General features: G+C 57.6%; 13 protein-coding genes. 12 read left to right on the plus strand and 1 reads right to left on the minus strand.

The window, feature by feature from the left end:
- Positions 1-171 precede the first annotated feature (171 nt).
- The 7 genes from istA (at position 172) to VL130_RS10990 (ending at position 10,470) form a co-directional block, all read left to right on the plus strand.
- A complete protein-coding gene (gene istA, locus VL130_RS10960; RefSeq protein WP_325362925.1) occupies positions 172-1,692 on the plus strand; it encodes an IS21 family transposase in 1,521 nt (506 codons plus the stop codon).
- Positions 1,682-2,461, plus strand: a complete 780-nt coding sequence (gene istB / locus VL130_RS10965; protein ID WP_325362926.1) for an IS21-like element helper ATPase IstB — start codon at positions 1,682-1,684, stop codon at positions 2,459-2,461. The genes istA and istB overlap by 11 nt, the downstream gene beginning before the upstream one ends.
- Before the next feature lie 982 nt (positions 2,462-3,443).
- Positions 3,444-6,299, plus strand: a complete 2,856-nt coding sequence (locus VL130_RS10970) for a TonB-dependent receptor (protein ID WP_325362927.1) — start codon at positions 3,444-3,446, stop codon at positions 6,297-6,299.
- 372 nt (positions 6,300-6,671) lie between these two features.
- Complete coding sequence (gene dgoD / locus VL130_RS10975; protein ID WP_325362928.1) at positions 6,672-7,883, plus strand: galactonate dehydratase; 1,212 nt, start codon at positions 6,672-6,674, stop codon at positions 7,881-7,883.
- 6 nt (positions 7,884-7,889) lie between these two features.
- Positions 7,890-8,627: an SDR family NAD(P)-dependent oxidoreductase gene (locus tag VL130_RS10980; RefSeq protein ID WP_325362929.1), complete on the plus strand. Its 738-nt coding sequence runs from the start codon at positions 7,890-7,892 to the stop codon at positions 8,625-8,627.
- Positions 8,624-9,631: an aldose epimerase family protein gene (locus VL130_RS10985; protein WP_325362930.1), complete on the plus strand. Its 1,008-nt coding sequence runs from the start codon at positions 8,624-8,626 to the stop codon at positions 9,629-9,631. The genes VL130_RS10980 and VL130_RS10985 overlap by 4 nt, the downstream gene beginning before the upstream one ends.
- Positions 9,632-9,741: 110 nt before the next feature.
- Positions 9,742-10,470: a FadR/GntR family transcriptional regulator gene (locus tag VL130_RS10990; RefSeq protein WP_325362931.1), complete on the plus strand. Its 729-nt coding sequence runs from the start codon at positions 9,742-9,744 to the stop codon at positions 10,468-10,470.
- A gap of 23 nt (positions 10,471-10,493) precedes the next feature.
- On the opposite strand, the gene VL130_RS10995 is transcribed toward VL130_RS10990, so the two are convergent.
- On the minus strand, positions 10,494-11,933 hold the full coding sequence (locus VL130_RS10995; RefSeq protein ID WP_325362932.1) for a sugar porter family MFS transporter: 1,440 nt from the start codon (positions 11,931-11,933) through the stop codon (positions 10,494-10,496).
- Positions 11,934-12,265: 332 nt separating this feature from the next.
- Between VL130_RS10995 and VL130_RS11000 the strand changes: the two genes are divergently transcribed.
- From VL130_RS11000 to VL130_RS11020, 5 genes are all read left to right on the plus strand, one after another.
- Entirely contained in the window at positions 12,266-14,437 is a 2,172-nt protein-coding gene (locus tag VL130_RS11000; RefSeq protein WP_325362939.1) for an alpha-galactosidase, read from the plus strand.
- A gap of 56 nt (positions 14,438-14,493) precedes the next feature.
- Complete coding sequence (locus VL130_RS11005; RefSeq protein ID WP_325362933.1) at positions 14,494-15,504, plus strand: SIS domain-containing protein; 1,011 nt, start codon at positions 14,494-14,496, stop codon at positions 15,502-15,504.
- A gap of 98 nt (positions 15,505-15,602) precedes the next feature.
- The gene (locus VL130_RS11010; RefSeq protein ID WP_325362934.1) at positions 15,603-16,136 is read left to right on the plus strand and encodes a sigma-70 family RNA polymerase sigma factor; all 534 of its coding nucleotides are present in this window, start codon (positions 15,603-15,605) and stop codon (positions 16,134-16,136) included.
- A 3-nt stretch (positions 16,137-16,139) separates the two neighbouring features.
- Positions 16,140-17,147 carry a FecR family protein gene (locus VL130_RS11015; RefSeq protein WP_325362935.1) on the plus strand — a complete coding sequence of 336 codons (1,008 nt, stop codon included), beginning with the start codon at positions 16,140-16,142 and terminating at the stop codon, positions 17,145-17,147.
- 160 nt (positions 17,148-17,307) lie between these two features.
- The coding region (locus VL130_RS11020; RefSeq protein WP_325362936.1) for an STN domain-containing protein at positions 17,308-17,949 on the plus strand (642 nt) is incomplete at its 3' end.

Below are 17,949 nucleotides of genomic sequence, written 5' to 3' on the forward strand. Positions count from 1 at the left end.
TCGACCGCATCACGCAGCCCACCCAGCGCCAGGCCTTCCTGGCGACAGTCACCCTTTGCCTGTTGAATATCACTCAAAACTGACCCAGTAGGCGGCATAATTATCATCGAGAAATGACCCATGTGAAACTCCCCTCGTTGTCAGACAGCGAGGGCCCTCGGAGTGATAGACATGGCATTATTGAGCGTCATCAGACGCTGGGCATTTCGGGATCGCATACCGATCCGTGAGATATGTCGAAAAACTGGTCTTTCGCGGAACACGATCCGCAAATACCTTAGGTCTGATGTTGTTGAGCCGGCGTTCCAAACGCCCGGCAGGCCTACCAAGTTGGATGCTTATGCCGACAAGCTGGTACACTGGCTGAAGATCGAATCCGGTAGGTCTCGGAAGCAAAAACGGACCGTCAAACAGCTTCACGCGGATCTGGTGGCCCTCGGCTATGACGGTTCTTATCCGCGCGTTGCCACGTTCGCGCGGGAATGGAAAGCCAATCGCCTGCGCGAGCAGCAGATGAGTGGGCGCGGGACATTCGTGCCGCTGGCCTTCGAGGCCGGGGAAGCCTTCCAGTTCGACTGGAGTGAAGACTGGGCTGTTATAGGTGGCGAGCGGACCAAGCTTCAGGTGGCTCACTTCAAACTATCCCACAGCCGGGCCTTCATCGTGCGAGCCTATCCTCTGCAGACGCACGAGATGCTGTTCGATGCCCATGTCGAAGCCTTCCGCGTACTCGGCGGTGTGCCGCGGCGGGGTATCTATGACAATATGAGGACGGCGGTCGATAAGATCGGGGTTGGCAAGGCGCGGCAAGTGAACCTGCGCTTCCAGGCGATGGCCAGCCATTATCTCTTCGACGCCGAGTTCTGCAATCCGGCGTCAGGCTGGGAGAAAGGACAGGTCGAGAAGAACGTCCAGGATGCCCGTCACCGGCTATGGATACCGATACCCAGCTTCCCGAACCTGGCGGCTTTGAACGTCTGGCTGGAAGAGCGGTGTATCTCTTACTGGCGGGAGATTCCGCATGGCGAACTGCCGGGAACGATTGCGGATGTCTGGGCGGAAGAGCAAGACTACTTAATGGCGCCCACGCGGCCGTTCGACGGTTTTGTCGAGCATACCAAGCGCGTGACGCCGACGTGCCTCGTCCATCTGGAGCGTAATCGCTACAGCGTACCGGCCTCGTTCGCCAACCGCCCGGTCAGCGTGCGCGTCTACCCTGAGCGGGTCGTGGTGGCGGCGGAAGGCCAGATTCTATGCGAGCATCCACGGATTATAGATCGCTCACATAGCAACCCAGGTCGCACCGTCTACGACTGGCGTCACTATCTGGCGGTGATCCAGCGCAAACCCGGCGCGCTACGTAATGGTGCCCCGTTCACTGAGCTGCCGGAATCCTTCCGACGTCTTCAGGGGCATCTCCTCAAACGGCTTGGCGGCGACCGGGAAATGGTCGAGATCCTGGCCCTTGTCCTCCAGCATGACGAGCAGGTCGTGTTGCAGGCTGTCGAGCTGGCGCTGGCCGGTGGCGTGCCGACCAAGACGCATATCCTGAACCTCTTGCATCGCCTAATCGACGGCACAACGCCGCCGGATACGATCGATGCGCCACAGGCGCTTCGGTTGAGGCAAGAACCCTTGGCCAATGTTGAGCGCTACGATGCCTTGCGCGCGGAGGGCCGTCATGCGTCATGATCCTGCTAGCGCCGCCATCATCATCATGCTGCGTGCCCTGAAAATGTACGGCATGGCCCAGGCTGTCGGCGAACTAACCGAACAGGGCTCGCCCGCGTTTGAAAGCGCGATGCCGATCCTGTCCCAGCTTCTGAAGGCGGAAACGGCCGAGCGTGAGGTCAGGTCCATTGCCTATCAGATCAAGTCGGCCCGCTTCCCCGCATACAAGGACCTGTCCGGCTATGACTTCGCTTCTGGCGAGGTCAACGAAGCCCTGGTCCGCCAACTGCATCGCTGCGAGTTTATGGACGGTGCGCACAACGTTGTCCTGATCGGCGGTCCTGGCACCGGCAAAACACATGTCGCCACAGCGCTGGGCGTGCAGGCTGTTGAGCATCACCGAAAGAAGGTTCGCTTCTTCTCGACCATCGAACTGGTCAACCTGCTCGAACAGGAAAAGGCCCAGGGCAAGGTTGGACAGATGGCGGATCGACTCCTGAAGCTCGACATGGTCATCCTCGATGAGCTGGGCTACCTGCCGTTCAGCGCGTCCGGCGGAGCCTTGCTGTTCCACATGCTTTGCCGGCTCTACGAACAGACCAGCGTCGTCATCACGACCAATCTCAGCTTCAGCGAATGGGCGGGGGTGTTCGGCGACGCCAAAATGACCACGGCATTGCTCGACCGGCTCACCCACCACTGCCACATCTTAGAGACTGGTAACGACAGCTTCCGCTTCAAGGCAAGCACGGCAACAGTGAAATCGAGGAGGGAGAAAACTGTGACTTGACCAAACACTGACCCATAGGATTATACCTTAAAGGTGGGTCACTTCTCGGTGAGAAACCTGGGTCAGTTTTAGGTGATAATCAACAAGGAAGCCCTTGGCGCGTCCGTGGATCCCCCCAGCGCTTGGGCCTTTGCTATGGCAGGCAGGCAGGGCAAGCCAAGTACGAAAGTTCGGCGGGATATTCTTGGCATTTCAACTCTCCTCGTCTCGGGCAATTTCATTGAACTTGGCACGCTTAGAAATGAACCAGTTTCGCTTGAGGCGGATTGGTTGCCTAGTTGCGCCCTCTGATTCGAGCGTTGAGCACATTCAAACGACGTTAGCCGTGATATCGCGCTTGTCTAGGGAGTTTCCTCCGTGAGGGTACGTGCTTCGTGCGGCAACACAGTCAATTGGACAGCGAAACGAGACCACGCCTTCAAATTGGTAGTAGGACTCCGTACGGGCGAGGTCTCTGTCGAGTTTTTCAACAGCATCGGCCCCAAGGAGACATTGCATCCAAAAGCTCCGCGATAAAAGCGGACATTAGGATTGCTAAATTCATCTTCCCGATGAGGGCCAATCGAGGTCACCAATATCGACGACGGGGTTATTATCTTTTTATGGCCAGCGCGCTCTTCAGTTCGGGGCTTACGCGCTTCAGCTGCGGTTGGGGCGCATGTTGCAGATATAAGTTGGCGCGCCAATCGTATCCGCGACGGGCTAAGGGTGAGCGGCGCTGTTCAGGCCCGTCGCGAGGTCGCGCAATAGGCGGCTGCCGAAATGAAAAACATTCTGCCAACTAACCGCCTCGATCTTCGATTTTAACCCGACCTGTCATGGCCGTTGACACTCGTTAAATATTATATATATATTACATATGTCAGGAGCGAAGTCAGTGGCCTTCCGTCGCCAATTCGCATTTCCGCTAGCGGCGGAACAATAAAAATAAGCTAAAAGCTAAATATAGACAAAACAGGATAGAGAAATGAACAGGGAAAAAATGATTCGTTCAGCTGTATTGCTGAGCTCAACCGCAATTGTATTTGCATTATTTACTTCTACATCGGCATTCGCCCAAACGACCGCATCGCCGGCCGCCACAGCCGCGCCATCGGACGAGATTACGGAAGTTGTTGTAACCGGTATCCGGGGCAGCTTGACCGCCTCGGCCCGTAACAAGCGTAACTCCACCGTTATCCTTGACTCGATCACCTCGGAAGACCTGGGCAAATTCCCGGACGCGAACGTGGCCGAGTCGCTGCAACGCGTGCCCGGCGTGTCCATCGACCGCAGCTTGGGCGAAGGTAGCAGCGTCACGGTTCGCGGTTTCGGTCCGCAATTTAACAACGTCCTGCTTAACGGCCGAAACATGGCCAATGACAACAGCGGACGCGGCTTTTCGTTCGATAATATCGCTGCCGAACTGATCAGTGGCGCCGATGTTTATAAAAGTTCGCGCGCCTCACTGCCCGAAGGCGGCATCGGCTCAACGATCAATCTAAAGACGCCCCGGCCGCTCGATATAGGCAAGACCAAGGGCATCATCAGCGTCAAGGCCCACTATGAAACCCTGAGCAAGGAAACCACGCCGGACGCCTTCGCCCTCTACAGCACCGTCTTCGACGACGGAAAGATGGGCCTCATGGTCTCGGCCTCGTACCAATTGCGCGACGCCCGCGAAGATTCCTTCACCGTCAGCGGCTATGTGCCGAACGACACGATCGGCACCCAGGCTGGCGTGACGGACGGCTATGGTCCCAATCTCGATCCCAACGTCCCGCTCTATTCCAATGTCCGCTTCCCCCGGAACTACAACCTGCTGCAAAGCACGCACCAGAGTGAGCGCACGGGCTTTACCGGAACGTTCCAGTACCGTCCGGAAGATAACCTGACCTTCACAATCGATGGCATGTATAGCCGCTACAATATCAACCGTCACATCGCCGAAGGCGCCTTCTTCTTCCTTGAGAACCAGGTCACCACGGCGTCCATCGATTCCAATCGTGACGTCATTGCCCAGACCGAGAACGGCAACTGGGACATGGTCATGCAGTCCCTGCCGCGCCGCTCACTCACCAAGGCCATCGGCTTTAATATGGACTGGAAGCTTAGCGACAAGCTGAGCATTGTCGCTGACCTGTCAACCTCCGAAGCGCGTAATCTGGGTGGCTCCGGTTCCTACTTCACCGTCATCGGCATCCCAACCAACATCAGTTGGACGCAGCCCGCCGGCGGCAGCCTGCCCACCTTGCAGATCCTCGGCGCGCCGATCACCAGTGCTTCCAATGCTCGGGCGCACTACGCCACGGCTGGCGGCGAAAACACCGTCGCGACGGTGTCAGATGCCCGCCTTGATGGCACCTATTACGCAGATCGTGGCATCTGGGAGGCCCTTCGTTTCGGTATCTCGGTCAACCAGACCCGCAAGGCCAGCAAGGTCTATGGCATTGGGCCCGCCTATTGCCAGTATTGCGGTTATGCAGCTGTCGTCGATCCGACCCTCCTGACGCCGCTGGATCTGGGCAGCGACTTCCTGGGGGGTGGCCTGGGCGCCAATGCACCGCTCAATTTCTTCTCGTATGACGGCCAGGCCTATCTCGACTATCTGGGCTCGCCTGCCGCGGCCAATGCGCTTGACGCCGCCAATGGCGCGCCCGCCGGCACGACATTGGCGGCGCTCGCAGCGAATGGCGGCTACAATGTCGTGCTTCAGCCGAGCTCCTACCGTATCGGCGAAGTGACCTCGGCCGCGTATGTAGAAGCCGATTTCCATGGTGACTTTGGATCAATGCCGTGGAGCCTGAACATTGGCGGCCGTTATATCAGCACCGAAGTCACGGCCACCGGCCAAGACCGTGCGTTGCAGGACATCACCTGGGTTTCGGAAGGCAATCAATCGCCCATCTACGCCTCGAGCACGCCTGCCTCCCACACAATCACCTCGAGCTATCATGAGTTCTTGCCCAGCGCGAACTTCAAGCTCAATATCAACAGCAAGCTGCTGGCCCGCCTGTCGGCTTCTAAGACCCTCACACGCCCGAACCCGAGCGATATGCGTCCGAACACGACGATCGACGATACCCGCCCCGGCAACATGTTGGCCAGCGGTGGCAATCCGAACCTGACACCCTACCTGTCGAGCAATGTCGACATCTCGGTTGAATGGTATCCCAAAAAGAATATGAACTTCTCGGCTGCCCTGTTCCATAAGGATGTGACGAACTTCATCGACTACGGCGTCCTGCCCGAAGCCTTCACGATCACCAATGCCCAACAACTGCAGAATACGAGTGTCATCAACGGACATACCCATCTGGCCGATCCGAACTTCACGGCGACTACGGCGACCTTCCTGACGTCTCGTCCGCGTAACCTGGCCCAGACCTATGCGGAAGGCGTCGAACTGGCCGGCACCTATATGTTCGATTACCTGCCGGGCTGGATGAGCGGATTTGGCGTGACCGCCAATGCCACCATCGTCAACAGCGATGCCAAAGTCGCGGATAGCTCCCATGTGTCAGGTCGCGCCTTCGCGCTGCCGGGCCTCGGGAATTCCTACAACCTCATCGCCTTCTACGAAAAAGGCCCGCTGTCCTTCCGCGTCGCTTACAACAAGCGCGATGCCTTCCTGGCCAGCCTTTCCGGCGACGGCTCGGGTGGGCCTCTGTTTACGCAAGACTATAGCCAGGTCGATCTGCGCGCCTCCTATCAGATTACACCTCGCGTCAATGTCTTCTTCGAAGGCACTAACGTCGGCGAGACTCATCTGACGCAAAAGGGCCTCTACCAAAACGAACTGCTCGGAGATTTCTTCGATGGCGCCTTCTATAATGTTGGCCTGCGGATGGATTTCTAGCGAACGAGATAGATGGCTTTGGCTTTTGCCAAAGCCATCTATACCGGCAAATTCCATATTCATTCCATGGTGTTTTTGCCCTCCTGACTTGTGCCGTACCCGTGACGGGTACGGCATTTTTTCTCTAATCTTGACGTCCATCGTTCTGGTTAGAGATTCAATTTCCTAAAATTACTTGATGTATACTTAAGGTCGTTGCAAATTTTGTGTCCGCAGGCGGGTGTAAAGATTGTTGGAAAAACATCTAAAGCATACATATAATACATAAAGTTCTTCGTTCTTCTTCGTCGCGCGTGGTCAAGGTTAACTGGACCGACCATGACAAGCTTCGCGCCGCTCACGACACGGCCACTCCAGGATATGTAATTCTCAATGCAAACCTCGCCGCCAAAAATCAGTGCCGACGTTTCAGGTATCGCACTGCCCGTCAGCCCGCACGCCTCCAAAATCCTCAGGATCGAAACCTTTCCCGTCCCCCCCCGCTGGCTGTTTGTTCGCGTTGAAACGAGCGACGGTTTGGTAGGGTGGGGTGAGGCCAGTCTTGAAGGGCATTCGGAGGCCGTAGCTGGCGCCTATGCCTCCCTTCGCGATCGCTTTCTGGATTTTGACGCCGATCGGATTGAGGATGTCTGGCAGACGGCCTATCGCCTTGGCTTTTATCGAGGCGGCCCTGTTCTGATGTCGGCGCTCTCCGGACTTGATCAAGCCCTTTGGGACATCAAGGGCAAACGTTACGGCGTTCCCATTCACCAATTGCTGGGCGGTCGGGTTCGCGATCGTGTGGGTGTCTATGCCTGGGTCGGCGGTGATCGGCCATCAGACGTGCTCGATGCCGCGAAGGTCCGTATTAGCCAGGGCTTTAAGTCTGTGAAGATGAATGCGACCGAAGATTCTGGTTGGCTAGACAGCCCGAGGAGCCTTGATGCGGTCGCCCAACGCCTAGCCGACGTTCAGTCTCTCGGCATCGACGCAGGTCTCGACTTCCATGGGCGTTTGCACAAACCAATGGCCAAGCAATTGGCCCATATTCTGGAACCCTTGCGACCGCTGTTCATCGAGGAGCCCTTGCTGAGTGAGCACCCGGAAGCGATCAAGCAGCTGTCTCTACTCACCAATATTCCGATCGCCATGGGTGAGCGGATGTACTCACGCTGGGATCTGAAGCCCTTTCTCGAGGCCGCGTCGATTGACATCCTTCAGCCGGATTTAAGTCATGCCGGCGGGATATCCGAAGTCAAGCGCATGGCCGCCATGGCGGAAGCGTATGATGTCGCACTGGCGCCGCACTGTCCGCTGGGGCCTATCGCCCTCAGCGCCTGTATCCAATTAGGGCTGGCGACGCCCAATTTTGCCATTCAGGAAATGTCCCTGGGAATCCACTACAATACCGACGGCCACGATCTGCTGGCCTACGTGAAAAATCCCTCCGTCTTCGACGTCAAAGACGGTATGATCGAAGCCATTACGGGGCCGGGTCTAGGTATTATCGTGGACGAAGACAAGGTGCGAGAATTAAGCCGTGACTGTCCGCCTTGGCGCAACCCCGCCTGGCGAGGTCCCGATGGTTATGTGCGTGAGTGGTAAGGACAGATGCGGTTTTTAAATAAGACAGCCCTGGTGACAGGTGGACTGGGCGGTATCGGTCTGGCCTGCGCCAGGCAATTGGCCAGTGAGGGCGCATCGCTGGTCCTGGCCGACCTTGTCGCCGACAGGGCGGAGGCCATTTCCGACGAACTACGGAGTTTGGGGGCAACTACGGTCTTGTTTGCGCGCTGCGACGTCTCGTCTGAGGCAGATGTCGTGGCGGCCTGTGACGTGGCGACGAACCAGACGGGCCGGTTCGATGTCCTGGTCAATGTCGCCGGCATGATGATCTATAAGCCGATCGAGGATCTGACGGGCGACGATTGGCACAAGCTCCTGGGGGTCAATCTAATCGGTGCGGCGCTCTTCACACGGGAGGCCTTCCGCCGGATGTCTTCTGGCGGTGCGGTCGTCAATGTCTCAAGCATTCATACGGTGCAGACCTCACCGCTGGTCGCCCCTTATGCGGCGGCCAAGGCGGCGCTGGGATCGCTTACCCGGTCCACCTCCATCGAAGGCGTTGCGAAAGGGATCAGGGCGAACGCCGTACTGCCAGGGGCGATCGACACGCCTATGCTCTGGGCCAGCCCCAACCTGAAGTCAGGCGCAGAAAAACTCGAGGCTGCCGACGTCGGTCAACCCGAGAACGTCGCCAAGGCAGTCGCCTTTCTCGCCAGTGACGATGCGACCTTCATAACGGGCGCCAGCCTGAACGTCGACGGCGGCCGGTTGGCGAAGCTGTGAGTTCAGAGCGTCTTTTCGGGTATCTGGCAGACGGGCGCGCCGTGCATGCCTTGCCCCTGACTGCAACCGGCGGGCTTGAGGTCGAGATTCTGACCTACGGCGCCATCGTTCGCAGCCTCCGGGTGCCGTCGCGCGGTCAACGAAACGAGACGGTCGTTGGTTTTGACACGATCGAAGCCTATGAAAACGATCGCACCTATCAAGGGTGCATCGTGGGGCGGACGGTCAACCGAATGCGCAGTGGCCGGTTCGAACGCGATGGGCAAATCTACCAAGTGACTCAGAATGAAGGCGAAAACCATCTTCACGGCGGCAGTCTTGGTCTGACGCGTCGCATCTGGCAGGCCGGCGAACGTATGGACGACAGTGACCCGGTGGTCCTAAGCTATGTCTCGCCTGCGGGGGAGGAGGGATACCCAGGTGTCCTGCACGCGACGATACGGTTTTCCTTGCCGACACCTCGAAGCCTCGAGATTTCTTATGAAGCAGATGTCGACGCTCCCTGTCCGGTAGACCTGACGCACCACCTCTATTTCAACCTCGGACAAGACGCCGGCGAGGATATTCGCGATCACGTCCTTGGCGTATCGGGGGATCAGATTGTCGAAGTCGACTCCGCGTCTCTGGCGACAGGCCGTCTTCTGTCAGTTGACGACACCCCGTTCGATTTGCGTGCACCGAGACGGCTTGGGGATGCCTTATCCGAGGTCCACCCTCAACTCACGGCAATCGGGTTAAATCAGAGTTGGGTCACCAATGGCCGCGGCGACACTGTCGTTAATCTGTTGTCGCCCAAAACGGGCTTGTGCATGAAGCAGATGTCAGACCAGCCATGCCTTCAGGTCTGGTCTGGATTGTCGCGTGACGTCACGTGGGCCGGCGCTGTCGCCCTCGAGCCACAAGGATTTACGGATGCAGTCAATGTACGCGCTTTTCCTAGCGCCTGGCTTGAGCCCGGTGACAGGTATCGACGAACCACCACTTACAGTTTTGAGGCCGTCTGACAGCATCGCGTTAGACGTATGCCTTGTATGTGATCGCGCAATGTGTGCTATAAACCGTTGAAGAAACAAAAAATGATTCAACCGGCGGGAAGAGAGCCAAGAGAACACATATGCGGTCGCCTACAAGCTCGAAGAACCTCACACAGTCAATTGTTCAGGATCTGGGCGTCGCGATTGTCACTGGCCAATATTACGATGTGCCGTTCCCCAAAGAAATCGAACTGTCGGAAAAGTATGGCGCCGCCCGCACGGTAACGCGGGAAGCGGTCAAGATGCTGACATCCAAGGGGCTGTTATCAGCAAGAAAACGTCAAGGCACGCGTGTAGAGCGTGAGGATAACTGGAATTTGCTGGATCCTGACGTCCTGCGCTGGCTCCTGGAACGCAACTTCTCGCTCGAACTGCTGATCGAATTCACTCAGATACGTCTAAGCGTCGAGCCTGGGGCGGCCGCCCTGGCCGCACAAGTGGCGACCGGCGACGAACGCGCCGCCATCGCGCACGCGATTTCACGCATGCAGGAGGCCGAGCTGGGCAGGGACGATCCGCTAAATGCAGATATCGCGTTCCATGTCTCGGTTCTGCAGGCTAGCGGCAACCGTTTCTATCGCCAGATGCGTGAGATGATCGAAACCGCCCTGCGGTTTTCGATCCGCAAGACCAATGATTTCAAGGGACGGCTGGCAAGCGTGGCAGACCACAAGGTCGTTGCCGATGCCATCCTCGTTGGCGACAGCGCCGGCGCCGAAACGCGTATGCGGGACCTCATCCAGGGCGCGCTTGACCTGATGCTCAAGGTCAAGGCGCAGGAAGAAAATCGCCGGGCTCAGGGCCGCTAAGGCCGACCGCGCCCGGCTCGTGTCTAGGCCTTCCGGGTTAGTTTAGCTTCGATCTCTTCGAGCGTCTTGCCCTTTGTCTCGGGCACGCAAAGCGCAATGAACAGAAACCCGATGAAGCAAATCGCGCCATAGCACCAGAATGTGCCCGCCGCACCCAACACCCGGTTCAGGATCGGGAAAGTGTAGGTAACGGCGAAGCAGGCAATCCACAACGAAGACACGGCGATCGAAACCGCCAGGCCGCGAATGCGGTTTGGGAAGATCTCTGACAGCAGCACCCAGGTTACCGGCGCCAGAGACGTTGCATAGGCGGCGATGACGCCCAAGGTCAGACCAAGCACCAATGGGCCCTTGATCCCGAAAAAGAAGGCGGCGCCGAGGAGAACGTGCATGATGGTGATGGCGGCTGTGCCCCACAACATCAGGGCGCGCCGGCCCAGGCGATCAACCGTGAAGGTCGCCACCAGCGTGAAGAGCAGGTTGATGGCGCCTGTAATGACAATATTGAACATGACGCCACTGAGGTCATAGCCCGCGCCCTGATAAATCTCCTCAGCGTAGTTGAAGATGACATTGGTGCCACTCCATTGCTGCAAGACGGCCAAGCCTATGCCCATGAGTATCAGGCCAAAGATGCCGGGACGCAGCAACTCTGTCCACGATGCCCCTTGGCCGCGCTCCTGAGAAAGCGCGCCATTTACGTCCCGCATCTCGGCCTCGGCATAATCAGCGCCACCGATCCGTTGAAGGACGGCTCTGGCCTTATCCGTCGCGCCCTTCTTGATCAGCCAGCGCGGGCTTTCCGGAACGATGAAGGCGCAGATGAAGAAGACGATGGAAGGTATCGCCACGGCTGTGAACATCCAGCGCCAGCCCAATTGCCCCTGCCAGGAGGCGCGGATCATTTCGGGCGTCGATCCGTCAGGAATGTGTCCGGCAATCAAAAGATTGATGACCTGGGCCGCCAGGATACCGACGACGACGGTCAATTGGTTTAGCGTGACCAGCCGCCCGCGCCACTGTGCCGGCGCTATCTCCGCAATATAGGTTGGCGACACATTGGAGGCGATGCCGATGGCGACGCCACCGAGGATGCGCCAGACAATAAAGGCGTCAAAACTATGCGACCAGCCGGTCGCGATCGAGGAAACACCGAACAGGAAGGCGGCGACGATCAAAAGCTTCTTGCGTCCGATCCAATCGCTCAGGATGCCCGAACAGACTGACCCGATCAGGCAGCCCAGAAGCGCACAACTGTTGGTCCAACCGATCTGGGCTTCAGACGTAAGATTGAAGTAAGGCTCGTAAAAAGGCTTTGCGCCGCCGATGACCACCCAGTCGTAGCCGAACAAAAGCCCGCCAAGCGCCGCGACTGTTGAAATCATCCAGATGTAGCCGAGTTTGAACGGATAGTTCGCTGGCGTTCCCGATGCCGCGTTGTCGCCGTTGGACGTCATATGCATTTGCGCTTACCCCTGTTGAAGGCGTCTTTTATTTGTTTGATTGGACCTCGCATTGCGGGCCCTCATGTTCGTACACAATAGGAGACCACAAAGGCAATCGTCAATATATATATTACATATATTGTCGAGGCGAGTGGCAAACGCAATTTCCTGCATGGGTTGGTGTTTTGACCATTTAGACCGCATATGCGAACAAAAATGAGATATTTGCGGGTCTTGACCACGCCTGATGTCTCTGTATTGTGTGGCTTATATAATATAAATGAGGAAACCACTCTATGAACGCATCCGTTATGAACCGTCGCTCCGCGTGTCTGGGCATGCTCGTTGGAATGGCCGCCTTGGCAGTTCCTTTCCGCTCCAGTGCGAGCGCGGTTTTCGATAGTGCCGCCAAGGTGTTCCGCCTGGACGGTGACGGTGTGACCTATGCTTTCGGGGTGGACAGTGCAGGTCAACTCCAATCCCTGCATTGGGGCGGTGCGCTTCAGGCAGACGATGTGCTGCCCGCGGCACCTAAGGCTGCGGATTATTCGGGATTTGATCGCGCCAACTCAGTGACCCCGCTGGAATATGTCGGCTTCGGGGGCGGGCTGGCGATAGAACCGTCTCTGAAGGTAAGCTACCCAAACGGCGTACGGGATCTGGTTCTCAAATATGCGAGCCACACGGTTAGCGCCGATGGCATTGTCGTGCGCATGAAGGATGTCAGCACCGAGGTCTATGTCGACCTCCGCTATGCCATGGACAAGGCGACCGGCATACTGGCACGCTCGGCCGTGGTGGAAAACAAGACCCGCAGTTGGATAAGAGTCGATCAAATGGCGGCGGCGACCCTAAATCTGCCGTTCGCTGAAGACTACGAACTGCAATACCTGACCGGACGCTGGGCCGCTGAATGGACCCTGCAAAAGCGGCCGCTGGAAGTCGGAGAAACCGTGCTTGAGAGCCGCATGGGTATGACCGGCTCTCAGAATAATCCTTGGCTAGCCATAAGCCGTGAGGGTTTGACCGATGAAGAGGATGGCCCGGTCTGGTTCGGCGCCCTGGCCTGGAGCGGCTCCTGGCGCATCACGGTCGACAAGGACATTGTCGGTCACCCTCGCGTCACGGCCGGTTATAACCCGTTCGACTTCGGCTATCGGCTCAAGCCGGGCGAAACTTTGGAGACACCCGTCTTCTACGCAGGCTACAGCGATAAGGGCATGGGGGGCGCATCGCGTCTAATGCATCGGTTCCAGCGCTCGGTCATATTGCCAAATGCACCGACGCCGAAGCTGCGTCCCGTCCTTTATAATTCCTGGGAAGCCACCGAGTTTGCCGTTGATGAGGCCGGGCAGATCGCGCTGGCGGAAAAGGCGGCCACTCTGGGCGTCGAGCGCTTCGTCATGGATGACGGCTGGTTCGGCAAGCGCAACAATGATCGCGCCGGTCTGGGCGACTGGGTCGTCAATACGGAAAAATTCCCCAAGGGACTTGGTCCGCTCATTAGCAAGGTGAGGGGCCTTGGCATGGAGTTCGGTCTATGGGTCGAGCCGGAAATGGTCAATGCCGACAGTGACCTTTACCGTGCCCATCCCGACTGGGTGATCAACTTCAAGGACCGCCCGCGCAGCGAAGGCCGCAACCAGATGGTTCTCAATCTGGCGCGCAAGGATGTCCGCGATTACATTCTGAAATCGCTGGATCTATTGCTTCGTGAAAACGATATCGCCTTCCTGAAATGGGATCACAATCGCAGTTGGTCCGAGCCGGGCTGGCCCGAGATGGCCGCTGAAGATCAGCAGAAGATCTATGTCGACTATACCAAGAACCTGTACTGGATCTTCGCGGAACTGCGCCGCCGCTATCCGAAACTGGAAATTGAATCCTGCGCCGGCGGTGGCGGACGCGTTGATCTGGGGATCATGCACTTGACCGATCAGATCTGGCCGACAGACAATACCGATCCGCTGGATCGGCTCAAAATGCAGGACGGCTTTTCGCATGCCTACATGCCGGGCGTCATGATGGCCTGGGTGACGGCATCGCCCAATTGGGTCAACAAGCGATCGACTTCTCTGGAATACCGCTTCCTGTCGTCCATGCAGGGCTGTCTCGGCGTCGGCGACAATCTCAATCACTGGGTGCCGGAAGACTTCGCCACGGCAAAACGCATGATCGAGGCCTATAAGTCCATTCGCCAAACCGTCCAGCGCGGCGACCTCTATCGCCTGGTCTCACCTCAGGGTGGCTCCGAGCGCTCGGTTACCTTGTCTGTTTCCGAAGACAAGCGCCAGGCGGCGCTGTTCACCTTCCTGCACTCCAGTTCGACCTTCGATGCGACCCCCATCATCCAGTTGCGCGGGCTTGACCCTGAGCTTCGCTATGGTTTCCGGGAGATCGCCGGCAAGGCCGATACGGACACGCCGGCCACCGCCAGCGGCGCCTACTGGATGAATCACGGCATCCGCGTGCCGTTGCGCGGTGATTTCCAGGCCGCTGGCATCGTTTTCGAGGCGGTCTGACGCGTTTGGGCTTTTGCCGTCTGTTCAACACCACTTAAGACAGGATTTTAGACATCGTGACGCCGTTTGACGCAGAGCGTTTTGAGCGATCGCTGGACGGTGCGGTTGCGCAACTCGATCGCGCGGTCGAATACGGGCTCGCGATCGCCGGCACGATAGACCGAATCTATTTCATAGCGCCGGGCGCGCCTAACCGCATCATGCAAGGCCTGCGCTACTGGTTAGAGACCTACAGTTCAAAGCTAGAAGTGCGTTGCTATTATCCGGCCGAATTCATAGCTATGAATCCGCCGCGGCTGGATGACAGAACCCTGGTAGTGCTGGCCTCGAAATCCGGCAAGACGATGGAATCGGTTGCCGTCGCCCAGTTCCTGCAGTCCAAGCCTTGTCAGAGGGTCGTGGTAACACAAAGTGCTGATCGGCCCATTGCCCAGTTTGTCGATATCCAATTCCTGATCGGTGAAACGCCTGAGCCGTTCTACGGTGTCTTCATGATCCTGCAGGCCTTGGTCGGCGGAATCCTGGCCGGTCGCGATGACTGGCCACTGATGTCACAGCTGTTGGCGTCGTTGAAGGCGTTGCCCAGGGTGCTTGCACAGGCCGTTGTGTCTAATGACGCAAGAGGCGCGTCAGTGGCTGCGGATTACCAAAACGATCGCATCCTCTATCTTCTGGGGTCAGGGCCCATGTTCACCCTGACCTATTATGTCGGGGTGTGCATACTGCAGGAAAGCCAATGGATGCACTGCCTGCCCATTGAGGCGGCGGAACTCTTCCATGGTCCCTTCGAGGCGATCGATGAAAAATTGCCAGTCGTCCTCATGCTGGGCGAAGACGCCAGCCGTCCGCTCATGGAACGTGCCCTGGCCTTTTGTCAGCGCTATACCGAACGCACGATTGTCTACGACTCGAAGACTATTGCCATGCCAGGGATTGATCCCGCGGTGCGACCGATACTGGCTCCCTATGTCCTTGGGATTGCTGTGGAGCGGATCGCCGCCCATTTGGCGGAGCTTCACGATCAGCCGCTGACAACCACGCGTTACATGGGAAAGGTCGCCTATTGACGTCGTTGAAATTGGTCCTATAACCGGGTTATAAATAATATATATGCGGGCGAGGCCGGTCAGACGGTAAACGCCTTTGCAATCAGGCGGAGGCCGATATGCGAGAAAAGACGGGGGAGGCGAACCAGCACGAGGCGCTGCTTCACGCCTTGACCGGTCGTTATCGTGAATCCTTCCGGCGCTATTTTTATCGCCACGTCCGCGACCACGCCGAAGCGGAAGATCTGACCCAGGAATTGTTTTTCAGGGTCGTGCGCAAGGCGGATCTCGATGATGTCGCCAATCCGGAAGGCTTTTTATTCCGGGCGGCCGCCAATCTTTTGCGTGATCGTGGGCGCCGAAATCGTACCTCAAACGCCTTCATTTCTGAAATTACAGCGTCGTCCGCCGAAAATGTTGAGGTACTCTCCCCGGAGCGCGTCTTAAATAGTAAGCAGTCACTTGAGATTGTGCTGAAAGCGCTGAACAGTTTCGACACGCGATCCAAGGATATTTTCATTCTTCACCGTATGGAGGGCATGAAATATTCGGAAATCGCCGCCTATCTAGGCATATCGGTCAGTTCTGTCGAAAAGCATATGATCAAATGCATCGCCAGGCTCACCCAGTTCGCAAACATCTGTCAGGAATAACGCGTGCCCGAAGTCACTCTTGATGACGAACGGATAATCGAAGACGCCGCCTTTTGGTCCCAAAGACTGAAAGGTGCGGGCGACTTTGACCAAACGGCGTTTGACCAATGGCTTGCCGCGGATGAGCGTCATGCGGAAGCCTTGATGCAGGTCGATACCGCCAATGCCTATGTCGAAGAGAACCTAAACGCACCTGAGCTGTTGCTGATGCGCAGCGAGGCCCTGCAAAGGGCGCACCGCGCCGGGGCCAGCCGCTGGAGGACCGGTGGTGAGGCTTTGACAAGGCGGGTCATCCTGTCCGGAGCAGCGGCCTCAGTTGCGGCAGCCGTGGGCGCCGGTTTCTTGTTCTGGCGCCCGACCACATCTTACGCCACGGGAGTAGGCGAGCAACGCACGGTGACGCTTGCTGACAATTCCCGCGTCTTCCTCGATGCGAACTCGCATTTGCGGATAGCGATGTCAGACGAGGCACGGCGGATAGATCTTCTTTCCGGCCGCGCGCATTTTGAGGTCGCCAAAGACCCGACGCGGCCATTCAGCGTTCATGCCGATGATAAGATCGTCACCGCGGTTGGTACGGCCTTCACGGTCGAATATAGACAGCAAAAGGTCGCTGTCACCCTGATCGAAGGACGGATACTCGTCAAAGAGCAGTCAGCCGGCAGGTCGGCAAAGGTCCTGACCGCCGATATCAAACCGTCCCAGCAATTGGTGATGGTTGCCGGCGCTGATACGCCCGAACTCGTCGATAAGGTCGATATCCAGCGCACGATGGGCTGGCGTGACGGCACGCTCAATTTCGATGATGAGCGGCTGGATGAGGTCGCCGGCCGTATGAATGATTATTCTAAAACACGCATAGTCGTTGACGGTGCGGCCGCAAAAGGCCTCAGGATCAGCGGCACTTTCCGCGCGGGGGAGACGGGCGCTTTCGTCGAAGCGATCGAAAGCTATTACCCCGTGCATGCGGAAACCGACGGTGATACCGTTATCATTCGGGCACGGACGTAATTCTCAAAAAAACTTGTGAGGTCTTTGCCGGAACCCGCGTCTATCTTTTTAGCACACCAAAAAAGGTGGCAAGCAGAAGACAGGAACAGGGAAGGCCATGTTGAGGTCGGGGCGTCACAAGGGCAAATGGAGGACACGGCACGGCGTAGCCACGTTCGCTATGCTGATGCTGTTGTCCACATCGGCAATTGCTGAGACCACACTGCACGCTTTCAATATCCCCTCTCAGGACATGGCTAAGTCCCTGCGTTTGCTGGCTATGGAATCCGGGACGCAGGTCCTCTTTGACCCTGGCCTGGTGCGCAATCTGAAAAGCCCCTCCGTTAAAGGGTCGCTTGAAACGACGGATGCGCTTGAGCGCCTCCTTCGCGGCTCCGGCCTGACATTCCGGACTACGCCCTCTGGTGTTGTCCTGGTCGTCCCGGTGACGTCGCCGCCGATAAAACCCGCCAAGACTGCCAATTTTACATTTGATCCCCCAGAGCCTGCACCGGCCTCAACCTCTGAGCCCCCTACGACCGTTATTGTTACCGGCACGCGGGCGTCGTTGGCCAAAGCCCTGGATTTCAAGCGGCGGACGCGCGGCATCATGGATTCGATCGCAGCCGAGGACATTGGCAAGTTCCCCGATCAGAATGTGGCTGAGTCTTTGCAGCGGATTCCGGGGGTATCGATCAATCGTCAGCAGGGGGAGGGGCGGTTCGTCACGGTGCGTGGCTTTGGCCCTGAGTTCAACACCGTCCTGCTCAATGGACGGGTGCTGGCCACCGATAACGATGGCCGCGAGTTCAGCTTCGACGTC

Origin of the sequence: Asticcacaulis sp., assembly GCF_035497195.1 — a bacterium.
In the GTDB taxonomy this organism is placed as follows: domain Bacteria; phylum Pseudomonadota; class Alphaproteobacteria; order Caulobacterales; family Caulobacteraceae; genus Asticcacaulis.

Excerpts from the sequence above, each read along its gene's own strand:
- dgoD (WP_325362928.1), top strand. The coding sequence starts at position 6,672 with ATGCAAACCTCGCCGCCAAAAATCAGTGCCGACGTTTCAGGTATCGCA.
- VL130_RS11000 (WP_325362939.1), top strand. The coding sequence starts at position 12,266 with ATGGCCGCCTTGGCAGTTCCTTTCCGCTCCAGTGCGAGCGCGGTTTTC.
- VL130_RS11010 (WP_325362934.1), top strand. The coding sequence starts at position 15,603 with ATGCGAGAAAAGACGGGGGAGGCGAACCAGCACGAGGCGCTGCTTCAC.
- istA (WP_325362925.1), top strand. The coding sequence starts at position 172 with ATGGCATTATTGAGCGTCATCAGACGCTGGGCATTTCGGGATCGCATA.
- VL130_RS10980 (WP_325362929.1), top strand. The coding sequence starts at position 7,890 with ATGCGGTTTTTAAATAAGACAGCCCTGGTGACAGGTGGACTGGGCGGT.
- VL130_RS10970 (WP_325362927.1), top strand. The coding sequence starts at position 3,444 with ATGATTCGTTCAGCTGTATTGCTGAGCTCAACCGCAATTGTATTTGCA.
- VL130_RS10995 (WP_325362932.1), bottom strand. The coding sequence starts at position 11,933 with ATGCATATGACGTCCAACGGCGACAACGCGGCATCGGGAACGCCAGCG.
- istB (WP_325362926.1), top strand. The coding sequence starts at position 1,682 with ATGCGTCATGATCCTGCTAGCGCCGCCATCATCATCATGCTGCGTGCC.
- VL130_RS10990 (WP_325362931.1), top strand. The coding sequence starts at position 9,742 with ATGCGGTCGCCTACAAGCTCGAAGAACCTCACACAGTCAATTGTTCAG.